Origin of the sequence: uncultured Erythrobacter sp., assembly GCF_947502395.1 — a bacterium.
Taxonomy (GTDB): Bacteria; Pseudomonadota; Alphaproteobacteria; order Sphingomonadales; family Sphingomonadaceae; genus Erythrobacter.
In genome coordinates this window covers 17,714-29,847 of record NZ_CANMZM010000002.1, presented here as the reverse complement: position 1 = coordinate 29,847, position 12,134 = coordinate 17,714, and the positions used below count along the sequence as shown (strand labels likewise).

Annotated in this window: 14 protein-coding genes; 11 read left to right on the top strand and 3 right to left on the bottom strand. The window is 58.3% G+C overall.

Annotated elements, in window-relative coordinates:
- Complete coding sequence (locus Q0778_RS06345; RefSeq protein WP_298334922.1) at positions 1-765, bottom strand: GntR family transcriptional regulator; 765 nt, start codon at positions 763-765, stop codon at positions 1-3.
- A gap of 29 nt (positions 766-794) precedes the next feature.
- On the opposite strand from Q0778_RS06345, the gene Q0778_RS06340 reads away from it, so the two are divergent.
- Genes Q0778_RS06340 through Q0778_RS06290 form a run of 11 tightly spaced genes read left to right on the top strand, consistent with a single transcriptional unit; the run spans position 795 to position 10,562 of the window.
- The gene (locus Q0778_RS06340; RefSeq protein WP_298334920.1) at positions 795-2,021 is read left to right on the top strand and encodes an MmgE/PrpD family protein; all 1,227 of its coding nucleotides are present in this window, start codon (positions 795-797) and stop codon (positions 2,019-2,021) included.
- Entirely contained in the window at positions 2,018-3,304 is a 1,287-nt protein-coding gene (locus tag Q0778_RS06335; RefSeq protein ID WP_298334918.1) for an MmgE/PrpD family protein, read from the top strand. The genes Q0778_RS06340 and Q0778_RS06335 overlap by 4 nt, the downstream gene beginning before the upstream one ends.
- Positions 3,301-4,668, top strand: a complete 1,368-nt coding sequence (locus tag Q0778_RS06330) for a phenylacetate--CoA ligase family protein (protein WP_298308690.1) — start codon at positions 3,301-3,303, stop codon at positions 4,666-4,668. Before Q0778_RS06335 ends, Q0778_RS06330 begins: the two co-directional genes overlap by 4 nt.
- 8 nt (positions 4,669-4,676) lie before the next feature.
- Positions 4,677-5,834 (top strand): amidase, encoded by a 1,158-nt coding sequence (locus Q0778_RS06325; protein WP_298334917.1) that lies wholly within the window; start codon positions 4,677-4,679, stop codon positions 5,832-5,834.
- Positions 5,831-6,139 (top strand): REDY-like protein HapK, encoded by a 309-nt coding sequence (locus tag Q0778_RS06320; RefSeq protein ID WP_298308695.1) that lies wholly within the window; start codon positions 5,831-5,833, stop codon positions 6,137-6,139. Before Q0778_RS06325 ends, Q0778_RS06320 begins: the two co-directional genes overlap by 4 nt.
- 15 nt (positions 6,140-6,154) lie before the next feature.
- Positions 6,155-6,955, top strand: a complete 801-nt coding sequence (locus tag Q0778_RS06315; RefSeq protein WP_298334915.1) for an SDR family NAD(P)-dependent oxidoreductase — start codon at positions 6,155-6,157, stop codon at positions 6,953-6,955.
- Positions 6,955-7,824, top strand: coding sequence for a polysaccharide deacetylase family protein (locus Q0778_RS06310; protein ID WP_298334913.1), 870 nt, complete (start codon positions 6,955-6,957; stop codon positions 7,822-7,824). Before Q0778_RS06315 ends, Q0778_RS06310 begins: the two co-directional genes overlap by 1 nt.
- Positions 7,821-8,597 carry an enoyl-CoA hydratase-related protein gene (locus Q0778_RS06305; protein ID WP_298308704.1) on the top strand — a complete coding sequence of 259 codons (777 nt, stop codon included), beginning with the start codon at positions 7,821-7,823 and terminating at the stop codon, positions 8,595-8,597. The genes Q0778_RS06310 and Q0778_RS06305 overlap by 4 nt, the downstream gene beginning before the upstream one ends.
- Positions 8,594-9,496 (top strand): VOC family protein, encoded by a 903-nt coding sequence (locus Q0778_RS06300; RefSeq protein WP_298308707.1) that lies wholly within the window; start codon positions 8,594-8,596, stop codon positions 9,494-9,496. Before Q0778_RS06305 ends, Q0778_RS06300 begins: the two co-directional genes overlap by 4 nt.
- On the top strand, positions 9,493-10,260 hold the full coding sequence (locus Q0778_RS06295) for a hypothetical protein (RefSeq protein WP_298308710.1): 768 nt from the start codon (positions 9,493-9,495) through the stop codon (positions 10,258-10,260). The genes Q0778_RS06300 and Q0778_RS06295 overlap by 4 nt, the downstream gene beginning before the upstream one ends.
- A complete protein-coding gene (locus Q0778_RS06290) occupies positions 10,257-10,562 on the top strand; it encodes a YciI family protein (RefSeq protein ID WP_298308713.1) in 306 nt (101 codons plus the stop codon). Before Q0778_RS06295 ends, Q0778_RS06290 begins: the two co-directional genes overlap by 4 nt.
- Here the strand turns inward: Q0778_RS06290 and Q0778_RS06285 are convergent.
- Both Q0778_RS06285 and Q0778_RS06280 read right to left on the bottom strand, forming a co-directional pair.
- Complete coding sequence (locus tag Q0778_RS06285; RefSeq protein ID WP_298308717.1) at positions 10,559-11,158, bottom strand: carboxymuconolactone decarboxylase family protein; 600 nt, start codon at positions 11,156-11,158, stop codon at positions 10,559-10,561. The genes Q0778_RS06290 and Q0778_RS06285 overlap by 4 nt on opposite strands.
- Positions 11,155-12,132 carry a quinone oxidoreductase gene (locus tag Q0778_RS06280; RefSeq protein WP_298334911.1) on the bottom strand — a complete coding sequence of 326 codons (978 nt, stop codon included), beginning with the start codon at positions 12,130-12,132 and terminating at the stop codon, positions 11,155-11,157. The genes Q0778_RS06285 and Q0778_RS06280 overlap by 4 nt, the downstream gene beginning before the upstream one ends.
- Between the last annotated feature and the right edge of the window lie 2 nt (positions 12,133-12,134).

Here is a 12,134-nt window from a genome sequence, read left to right as displayed (position 1 = left end):
TTAGCTGTCCAGGTCGATATGCATCGCGTAGGCGAACCGGTCTCCTGGGTGGTGGCTGACCGAAATCTCGTAGACTTTGCCGGCGGGATCGAGATAGCAGCGGATGATCCGCAAGACGGGCGAACCCTTTTCGATGCCCAAGGCATCGGCGGTCTCAGCATCAGCAGCAATCGCCTGAATATCTTGCGTGACGCGGCCGATGGTGACGCCAGCCAATTGTTCGATCTGGCTGAACAAAGTGCCCGCTGCCAAGTCCAGCTGATCGACGGCCCCGCCAAGGCTCTCATGGAAATAGGCGTCGGTGACGGCGATGGGAGGTGCATCGGCGGCCTGCCTACGGGTGCCGCGAAAGCTGCGCCAGTTGCCCTTGGTGTCCTCGCCAATCTGTTCGGCAACTTCGGCAGGAAGCGTGTCATTGGCGATCTCTTTGTAGACGACTTCGCTATCGCGGGCATATTGGAGAAGCTCGCCAACATTGGACAGCGGCTGATGAAGCGCGCCGCCTCGTGCGGAGGCGGGTTGAACCGTTGTGCCAGACCCACGTCTGCGCGATATAAGGCCTTCCATTTCAAGCCGCTTGAGTGCCTCACGCACGGTAAAGCGGCTCACGTCATACTCACGGCACAGCGCGGTTTCGGTCGGGAAGGGCTGACCATTCTCGTACCGGCCGCCGATGATTGCTTCGCGCAACTCGCCAGCCACTTGCATGTAGCGAGGCGTCTTCTTTTTCAGAGGCGTGGCGGCGTTGGCCAACTCAATCTCCAATCTGCAAACTCGAGGCAGAGGATCGCTGTATGAGCGAACCGCTGCTCTCGCAACTCTCTCGCGGACTAGCGTGTACCGTTAGTGAAAGCGATAAGTCACGTGCGCGAATGCACTTGTTAGATTGGTTGGCCTGCGTTGCCGGGGCTCGGCAGTCGGATGCGGCGGGGGCTGCGGCAAAATTGTTCGGGTCTGGTTGGGAGCGAGCGAGCTGTCTTGGCAATGTGCTCGAGATGGATGATGTTCACCGCGCCGCGCTTCTCCATCCGGGGCCAGTGGTTTGGCCAGCAGCGATGAGTAAGTCCGATGTCTCGTTGGACGAGCGGCTTGAGGCGGCCGTTCGCGGATATGAAGCGATGATCGCGGTCGGTTTGACGCTCGATGCGCATCACTATGCGCATTGGCATCCCACGGCGACGGCTGGCGTGTTTGGGTCTGCTGCAGCGTCTGGCTCGCTGCTTGGCATTGGTGAGGACAATATGACCGATGCGCTTGGCAATGCGGGCTCGGTTGCTGGTGGCTTTTGGCATATGCGTCACGATGATGTTCTGACCAAGCAATGGCACGTATATCACGCGATGCGGACAGGGATTGATGCCGCGCATCATGCCAACGCTGGAGTGACAGGGCCCGCTGCCTTACTTGAAGGGCCCCAAGGGCTCTTTGCAGCAATGATCGAAGGGGCGGGTGAACTTGCCTTGGTGCAGAAGAGCTGGCAGATTAACGAAGTCAGCTTCAAGCCTTTTGCGGCCTGCCGCCATGCCCACCCCGCCATTGATGCGGCCTTAGAGGCGCGTGAAGCAGGGAAGCTGGTCGCGCCCTTTTATGTTGAGACGTACCGCGACGCGTTGACCTTTTGTGATCGGCCAGAGCCCGCAACCGAGCTCGAAGCCAAATTCTCGCTCCAGCATGCGGTCGCGGTTGTGGTTGATGGACGGCAGGCCAAGCCGGAGGACTTCACTGAAGATGCCATCGCTGAGCTCGCGGATTTGCGGGCTCAGGTAACCGTGGCTGAAGATCCTGAAATCACAGCGAATTACCCCACTCACTTCGGAGCGCGGGTCAACGGATTTGAACTCAAAGACACTTTGGGCGACCCCGAAAGGCCCGTCTCGCAGAACCACATCATCGATAAGATGCGCACGCTGGCAGACTGGGGTGGCCTCGCAACTGCCGAAGCAGATCGGGCAGTCGAACTCGCGCTTCACGGCGATGATGCGTCTGCAATAGACGCGATGCTCTTGGAGTGGCTGTCATGAGCCCGACCGAACAAATCTTGGCCTTCGCCGGGGCGCAGCACACGCTGCCTTTGGGTGTGCGCGACGATGCGGTCCGATTGCTCAGCGACACCATTGCTATAGGAGCAGCAGCGGTAGGCGCACCAGGCGAAGAAGCTATCTTGCAAACTGCACGGACCTTTGGTGCTGGGGAAGAAAGCAGACTGTTAGGGACGTCCGAGAAGCTTCCCGCTGCCTCTGCTGCGTTCGTCAATGGATACCGCGTCCACTGCCTTGAATGGGACGGTGTTCACGAACCCGCCGTGGTCCACGCGATGAGCGTCGCCACCGCAGCGCTTGGGGCGGCGATTGATCGGCGCGGAGGATGCGACCCTGAGGGGGCATTGCTCGCACTGTCCATTGGCGTCGATGTCGCATCGGGCTTAGGGCTGTGCGTCGACAGCGCGATGCGTTTTTTCCGCCCCGGCATTTGCGGCGTGATGGGCGCAGCGCTCGCGGTTGCGCGCATCGAAGGGGCGCCGCTCGCCGATGCGCTCGGTCTTGCCTATTCGAGCGCGGCCGGCACCATGCAGGCGCATGTTGAGGGCAGCGAGACGCTCCCGTTTCAAATTGCCAACGCGGCGCGCGCTGCTGTTATGGCAAGCGACCTTGCAAACGCGGGATTTGGCGCACCCAAAGACCCACTCGAAGGGCCGTTTGGGTATTTCCAGCTGTTCGAAAGTGGCGACCTCACCCGCTACACCGCCGATCTTGGATCGGTGTGGCGAATCGCCGAGGTCAGTACCAAGCCATTCCCATCGGGTCGGGCCAGCCATGCCGCGCTCGGCAAATTAGCGGATATTGCGATCAATCCGGACGAAGTGGCCGCGATTGAACTCGCCTGCCCGCCGCTTATTCGCCGCCTCGTTGACCGCGCATATTCACCCGAGATGTCGCCTGCATGGGCGCGGCTGTGCATGCCCTATCTCAGCGCACTGATGCTGACCGACGGGCGGGTCGATCCACGCCGGTTCACGCCTGCAGACATTGCCGACCCCAAGCTTGCCGAGATTGCGGCAAAGGTGCGCTTGGTTGATGACGGAAACACAGATGGAAACGCGCTCTTCCCGCAGAGCCTCACCGTCACAAAGACCGACGGCAGCAGCATTACCCACCCAGTTGAACACACGCTTGGCAGCCCGGAAAACCCGCTTTCGCCAGAGCAAGCGGCTGCGAAACTAGACCTCGCGCGCGAGCTTGCACCCGCGGGCGCAGATGTGCGCCTGTTCGATGATCCTCTTGCCTATTTCACGGACCCGCAATGACCTATCCGACTTACTTTGAAGCGCTCGATCACAAGCAAATGCTCGCCGACTATCCGGTCGGAGAGGAGTTTGTCTCTCGCTACAAAGCGATGAGCCGGGATGAGTTGTTTGCGATCCAGGATGCGCAGTTTAAGCGCTTGATGGTGAAGGGTTGGCAGGTACCCTTCTATCAACGCTTATGGAACGCGAAAGGGATCGAACCCGGCGATATCCGGGGCCTTGCAGACATCGCCAAGCTGCCTGTCTACGATAAATCTGACCTTATGGCCTCCATCGCCGATTATCCGCCCTATGGCGACTTTCACGGCATGGGCGATGCGGCAACGCGCGACCCAGTGATTTTCCACACGACCAGCGGAACTACGGGTAAGCCGCAGGTTCTGATGTTTGGTCCCAAGGGCCGCGAGGTTGGCAATCTGCTTGTCGGTCGCATGTACCGTTGGATGGGCTTGTCGAGCGACGATGTTGTACATTCGGTCTATGGCCACGGCATGATCAACGGCGGGCACTATATCCGTGAAGCCGTTACCAAGTTCACCAATTCGATCTTCCTGTCCGCTGGCACCGGCATTGAAACGCGCAGCGCCAATCAGGTGCAGTTGATGGCCGATTTTGGCGTCACGGCGGTGGTTGGCTTTGTCGATTACGTCCGCAAATTGGCAGGCACGGCTGAGGAGTTGGGCCTGTTCGACAAGATCGATATCCGTATGATTATCGGGCATTTGGGCACAGAGGACCGCCAAGCAACCGAAGACGCATGGCACGGCGCGAAAGCCTATGATTGGTACGGGGTCGGCGACACAGGCTCGATTGCAGGCGAGGGCCCGGAGCGCGACGGCATGTATGTCTGGGAGGACGCGCAATACCTGGAGCTGCTCGATATCGATAGCGGCGCACCCGTCCCGCACGGCGAAACCGGCGATATGGTGGTCACCTGCCTCTATAAAGACGACATCGCGCCCTGCATCCGCTTCAACACCCACGACATAACGCACGAGCTTGATGGACGCGGCGAGATTGCGTTCAAGCGGATCGCAGGCTTTCGTGGGCGCAGTGACAATATGGTGAAGCTGCGCGGGATCAATGTCTTTCCCCATGCGATTGGTGCGATCATTGAGAACCGGCCTGACCTTACCGGCGAATATGTCTGCCACCTCAGCCGCGATGCGAGCCAGCGCGATGCGATGCGTGTTACGCTCGAAAGCAATGGTGGGACGGATGCGGGCGCGCTTGCAGAGACGCTCAAGCAAGGGCTTGGTGTCGAGGTTGAAGTTCAGCTTTGCGAGCCCGGTGCCACAGCAACGGTGACCGAGATCGACAAACGTCAAAAGCCGCTTCGGCTGATCGACGAGCGAGGGGTCTGAGCGACGCGATGATCGACCGCTACAACGCCTTTCTTTACCGCGACGACAACGCCTCTGGCGGGGAGGGTGCGCTTGCGGGCCTCACCATCGGAGTGAAGGCGAATATTTCTGTGAAGGGCATGCCGTTTCACGCGGGGGTCGGTGCTTGGGAAGGCCGGGTTGCTGATGCCGACGCTGAGGTGGTGAAGCGGCTTCGCGCAGAGGGCGCAGTTATCTCTGGCATTCTCAACATGGAAGAGGGGGCTCTGGGCTCAAAGACTGACAACCCGCATTTTGGGCCGACCTACAACCCCCACCGCGAAGGATACTCCCCTGGTGGATCATCGGGAGGCAGCGGTGCAGCGGTCGCAGCAGGCCTTTGCGATATCGCGTTGGGCACTGATACCATGGGCTCGGTCCGCATTCCGGCGGCGCATTGCGGGGTTTATGGGTTTAAACCTGCAACCGGCGCGGTGAGTCAGGATGGGCTCATCCCCGCTGATCCAAGCCTTGACGCGATAGGTCCCTTGGCGCGCGATCTCGACACGCTCGAGCGGGTTGCGCGGGTGATGAGCGATTTCGGGGAAGCAGACATAGCTGGACCAGGCGCGACCCTGGTTGAGCATGGAGTCGAGGTTGATCCTGAGGTCGCCGGTGTCTATGAAAAAGTGGTCTCAGTCCTGCCAGCACAGCCCAAGCAAACGAGCTTGAGCGAGAGTAATTCGCGCATTCGCTTTGCTGGCTTTATCAAGACATCGCTGAACATGGCGGCGGACCTTGAGGGTGTGAAGGGGTTGTCACCCAACCTGCGCAAACTTCTGACCTATGGGCCAGATCGGCCTGAGAAGAAACTCGCGCTCGATATGGATGTGCTCAATCAAATGCAGTTCGAGGTGCAGCACATCGTGAAGAAACACGGCTTCCTGATCCTTCCCACTGTCCCAAATACAGCCTTTCCTCATTCTGATCCAGAGCCCGCCGCGCAGGCTGACTTCACCTGCCTTGCGAATATTGCCGGACTTCCCGCAATCAGCATCCCAGCTGGCTGGACGCGGGACGGCCTTCCAGTCGGCATCCAGATCATTGGCGCGGGTGGTGCAGAGGCCGGCCTATTCCGCCTCGCAAGACACATTGACAACAAACTCAGCGCCTATCGCGCTCCGCAATCTATGGGAGAGACGACATGAGAATAATCGTACCCTTCAACCTCAAAGCTGGCACTGACATCGCCGAATATGAAGAATGGGCCAAGACCAAGGATGTGCCCACCGCAAGCGCGCTGCCGTCGGTCAACAGCTTTACCATTCACAAGGCAACCGGACTGTTCGGAGACCCCGATACACCGCCGCCTTATGCCTATTTCGAGGTGCTCGACATCACCAATATGGACGACTTCATCGCCGACGTGTCGGACCCTGAATTTCAAGCCAAAGCCGCGCCGTTTCAGGACTATGCTGACGGCCCGCAATTCATCCTGACAGAAGATTTGTAAGGAGGATCTTTGATCGTGGGCAAGTTCTCCGGAAAGACGATTGTTGTTACTGGCTCTGGCAAACAGAAAGGGCTGGGGCAGGGAATCTTGCAAGCCTTCGCCGATGAAGGTGCGAACTGTGTGGTGTCTGACCTTGCCATTGACGACGAGGCAGACGCTGTTGCGCAAGAGCTTCACGGTCGCGGCGCCAAGGTTGCGACATTCGCTTGTGATGTCTCCAAGGCTGATCAGTGCACTGGATTGATTGAGGCGACGGTTGAGGCTTTTGGCGGCGTTGATGTCTTCGTCAACAACGCTGGTATCGGTTTCAAGATGAAGCCTTTGCTCGAAGTCGATACCGCAGATGAGTGGGACCAAGTGCTAAGCGTAAATCTGTCCGGCGCATTCTACTGCACGCAAGCCGCGGCGCGCGCGATGGTTGAAAGAGATCGAGGTGGCCGGATCATCAACATCGCTAGTCAAGCGGCCAAAACCGGCTTTCCGCATTTGCCCGCCTATGTCTCGTCAAAGCACGGCATGGTGGGTTTGACCCGCGCGTCAGCAGTTGAGCTTGGCGCGCATGGGATCACCGTCAATGCGATTTGCCCCAACCATGTGACCACTGGGCTGGGAGCCAAGCAGAATGACTATTTTTCTAAGCTCCTCGGCTTCGACACCGTTGAGGATTACCTCACCAATATGAGTGCACGTAATCCAATGGGAAGGCCTGGCCTACCGAGCGACACCGCGGCCGCATGCCTTTGGCTTGCTAGCGATGAAGCGTTTTATGTTACCGGAGAGGCCCTCAATGTGAGCGGCGGGGAGGAAATGCACTGATGCCTTTGGTGGAAGAGCGCATGGATTTGCCGGGCGGGGCAAAGCTTGCCCTTAGCGTCGTGGTCAATGTCGAGGAAGGCAGCGAGATGACCATCGCGCGCGGCGATCGCGGGATGGAGCCCGTCGATGAGCTTGGCGTCTTTGTGAAGTCGAAGATTCGCAATTATTCCAATGAATCCAATTACCTCTATGGCATCAAAGCGGGCGCTGCGCGGATCGTCAAACTCTTGAAACGCTATGACATCATGGCGAGTTGGACGGTTGCCGCACTGAGCCTTGAGAACCATCCTGAGATTGCGGAGGCGATTGTTGAACTCGACCACGAGCCGGTCAGCCATGGCTGGCGCTGGGTGCACCAATTCAAGATGGACGAGGATCAGGAACGCGAGTTCATCCGCAAAGCTGTGACTAGCATTGAGCAGACATGCGGCGTGCGGCCCTATGGCTGGCTCTCGCGCTATCTGCTGACCGACAACACAAGGCGACTCTTGCAGGAAGAGGGCTTTACCTATCACATGGATGACTACTCCGGCGACGTGCCCTTCTGGGACCGTGAGACGACCGGCACTCCTATGTGCATCGTACCCTATCAACTCGATAACAACGACATGAAGATGTGGACCGATCCCGCGCTCACGCCTCACCAATGGCTCGACTATGCCAAGGCGAATTTTGATCAAGCTTATCGTGAGGGCGAGGAAGGGAACCCTAAGATGATGAGTTTGGGCCTCCATTTGCGGATTATCGGTCGCCCGGGCCGTATTTGGGCGCTTGAGGAGTTCTTCAAACATGTCCGCATGCATGACGGGGTTTGGGTGACGACACGTAAGGCAATCGCCGATCACTTTATGGCGGAGAACCCAGCTTGAGCTTCAATACCGACAATCTACGCCTTGAGATCGACGGGCCGGTTGCGAGCCTGCTGATTGACCGCGCCGACAAGCGCAACGCGTTCAACATGATGATGTGGGAGGCAATGCCTGCTTTGCTTAGCGAGGCATGCGAGAGCGACGCGGTGCGGGTGTTGGTCATCCGTTCGGCCAAACCGGGCGGCGCGTTTTGCGCAGGGGCTGACATCAGCGAATTGCTCGCGAACAAGGACGACGCTGACTGGCGCGCCCGCAATCAGACGGCGATCAATCGGGTGCAGTTTGAACTGGCGCGGCTTCCCTTGCCGACGGTTGCCGTGGTGGAGGGGGATTGCATTGGAGGTGGCTGCGGTATTGCCTTGGCGTGCGATCTTCGCGTTGCTTCAGGTGCAAAGGCGCGCTTTGGGATTACGCCTGCAAAACTTGGCCTTGTGTATCCCTTGCATGACGTGAAACTGCTTACTGACCTGGTCGGACCGGGTCACGCAAAGCGGATGCTGTATACTGGCATGCTGCTCAATGCGGAGGAGGCCAAGCGGATTGGTCTGATCGAAGAAATCACCGATACGCCTGAGATGCTCACTAACGCCCTGCTTGCCGCAAGCCCGCATTCGATCCGAGAAACCAAGGAGTTTGTCCGTCGCGTTCTGGATGGTCAAAGCGGCGATGACGCAGACACGCTGCGAATATTTGGCGAGGCGTTCACAGGCGCTGACTTCCTTGAAGGCACCACCGCCTTTGTCGAGAAACGTAAGCCAGAGTTCGGCCAATGAGCATCGCTCACGGGACGATCCTTGGTGGGCTTTCAACCGTTCCCAATCTCGAAGCGGCCTTGCGCGGATACCGCGATTGCCTTGGGCTTGAGGTGGTCGAGCAAGGCGCATTGCCGGATGATCTGGCCGCGAGTTGGGGATGCGCAGGCAATGCAGGCGCTCCTTACGCTGTGCTGCGACCTAAGAGCGGAGAGCCGTGCTGGTTCCGCCTAGTCGAGCAGGCGGATCATCCCGACTTTCTCCCCACGCGAAGCCACGGCTGGGCGGCGTTTGAGTGCACCGTTGAAGATGTTTGGCATTGGCCACAGGTGGTCGAAAAGGCAGGTTTCAACATCGTTGGCCCACCCAAGAAGCTTGAGAACATTGAGCCCGCCTTCATCCCGATGCAGGTGCTCGGGACAGGCCGCGAAATGGTCTATTTGAACCAAGTGCTGAACGATATGCCAGGGACTGATTTGCCGCGAGCAGGATCAGCAATAGACCGGATTTTCATTGTCGTTCTGGCGACCCCGGACCGAAATGCGAGTGTTGAATGGTACCGTGACAAGGTCGGCCTCACGCGCGGGGCGGACTACACTTTGCCCTATTCGATGATCAACAACGCCTTTGGCCTTCCAGCAGATACGCAGACGATGATCACCATGGTTCAACATGAACGAATGCCGATTGTGGAGGTGGATGATTACCCTGCGCAGACCACCCAAAGGCTCCGCCATTCTGGTTGCCTTCCACCTGGCAATGCGCTGGTCACCTTGGCAGTTCGCGATCTTGACGCTTGTGATGTCGACTGGATCAACCCGCCGACAGCGCGCGATGGACCGCTCTACCAGGGCAGACGATCGGCGACCACGATTGGTGCGGGCGGCGAACTGTTAGAACTGGTGGAGGTGGGCGCATGATAACCCGTTGGATCATGACACTTCTCGCGCTTTGCATGCTGAGCGCTGCATCTGTGAAGGCTGATAGCCCACTTACCCCAAGAGATGTCATCGAGCGCGGACTGACAGCGCATGGCGGCGATACATTTGTCGACCCGCAAACGCTCCAACTCTCAGGCATGGCAACCTTCTTCGACCCCGCCACTGGAGCGGTTAGCTCCACCGCCGACGACTACCGCATGTGGCGCGAGTTTGAACGCGGACGCACGGTCGCGCACGGCGCAGATGGCAAGGTTCGGATCGTTGCCAAAGACGGGGGGCGAACCCTGTTCGAGGTCGGCTATAATGGTGAGACCACTTGGACCCAGAACGGCATCATGCCCAAAGACCAAGCCGACGCCTATTGGGCGAACAATTTCGGCTTTGGGATCATTCGTTCAGCGCTCGATGAAGGCTTCGCGCTCAGCTTTGTGCCGCCGCGCACCATTGCTGGCCACAGCGTTTCCATCGTGCGCATCACCGATCCTGGAGGTCAGGAAACGCTTTTTGGATTTGACGGTGAAAGCGGTTTTGTCCGCTATATGGCCTTCGACAGCCCACGCGGCTTTCATGAGCGCATTTACGATGATTTTGTTCGGTTACCCGAAAGCGGATGGGTGCAGGCCCGCTCCGTTACCTTGTTGTACGATGGTGTAATCAACAATGTGGTATCTTGGGAGAAAATAACCATCGGCGACCCGATTGATGCATCGGTCTTCACCCCGCCACAGGAGAGCTCTGAATGACCTTGTTTGCATTTCTATGCCGTGATGGTGCCAATGGAGCGAGCCTGCGCGAACGCCTTCTTGCGGATCATCTTGCGTATGTTGAAACGGTTCTGGAGAAGATTGCGGTCGCAGGTCCGCTAAAGGATGGCGAAAAAACCGTTGGTTCCCTGCTGATCATCAAGGCCGAGGATGAAGCCGATGCGCGCCAAACCTTTGAAAACGATCCCTACTTTGCTGCTGGGGTATGGGATGAAATCAAGGTCGACCACTTCCTCGGCGTCGCAGGTGATTGGGTTGGCGGGGCCGCCTGGAAAAGCTAACTGCGCCGGTGCCGGCCGGGCTCCCACACATCGCTTGAATAGGTTGAGCTTGCGAAGTCTAGAGGCTTGTCCTCCAGCTCTGTGGCTAGCGTGTCGTTCCAGCGATTGAGGAAGCCAAATAGACTGATCACCCCCATGATCTCCATGATTTCCTGTTTGGAGAAATGCTTCTCAAGCTCTCGGAAATGGTCATCAGTTGCTGCATTGGGCTGCGACCCGGCGGCCAAAGCAAGGTCCAGCGCGGCACGCTCCGCATCCGAAAATGCAGGGTCGGTAGAATACTCCCATACCTTGGCGATTTTGTTCCGCTCCCCTCCGGCCATCTGGACAGCACCATGCGCGGTGTGCGCCTGGCAATATCGACATCCCGCCGCCCCGCTGGTGATCGTCGCAATTAGTCGCTTGAGCACAGGGTCTAATGCACCGGGTTTGTAGATCGTTTGGACCAACCGCTCCATCGCCTCGAGCAGTTCGGGCCAATGCGCCATCGTCAGCACATCATTGGGCGCAAATCCCATGATCCCTTGCGCATAGGTCAGCGCTTCGCGGGTGGCGGGCGGCAGGTCCTCGACCTGCATAGGGGCAATCCTGCTCATGGCAGGAGTACGGTCGAGCCAGTCGTCTTGCCCGCTTGCAGATCGCGGTGTGCTTGGGCTGCATCGGACAATGCGTAGGTCTGCCCAATAGTCACAGACAGTGCGCCGTTGTCGAACATGTCCCAGACCCGAGCGGCTCCTGCGGCGCGCTCCACCGGATCTTCGTAGTAATGGAACAGCATCGGTCGCGTGTTGTAGAGCGAGCCTTTGAGCGCCAAAACGCCAACATCAATCTCGCCGATTGGTGCGTTAACATTACCGAAATTGATAATTAATCCACGCTGTCCAGTTGCATCAAGCGAAGTTTCCCATGCTGATTTGCCGATTCCATCAAAGGTAACACGAACACCTTTCCCGCCCGTGATTTCTCTCGTTCGCGCGGCAGTGTCTTCTTCTTTATAGAAGATTATATGATCTGCCCCAGCCGTGCGGGCGGCTTTAGCCTTCGCGTCGGTAGAAACCGTGCCTATCACTTCGGCTCCTATATGATGCAGCCACTGGACCAGTAGCAGCCCGGTGGCACCCGCTGCTGCATGGACAAGCACTGGCCATCCGGCCTCGACCTTCCCGCAACGCTCTACGAGGTATTCGGTAGTGCAGGCTTTCAATATTGCCGCAGCTGCCGTTTGATCATCGATCGAGTCGGGCAAAAGGAACAGGTGCTCTGCACCAATGTTGCGATGCGTGGAATAGGCCCCCAAGAGTGGCCCAAACGTCGCCACCCGGTCGCCTTCTTTGAAGCCTTCAACTCCTTCACCAAGAGCGACGATCCGCCCTGCTGCCTCAAGCCCCATCCCGCTGGGCAAAGCGACCGGATAGATCCCGCGCCGGTGATAGGTGTCGATGTAGTTGAGACCCACCGCGCGGTGTTCGATAGTGACTTCACCCGGAGCAGGAGCAGGGTGCTCTTCAGTGATCCACTCGATGACCTCAGGCCCGCCGGTCTCAATAAATATTGCGCGTGTTGATTGCATGG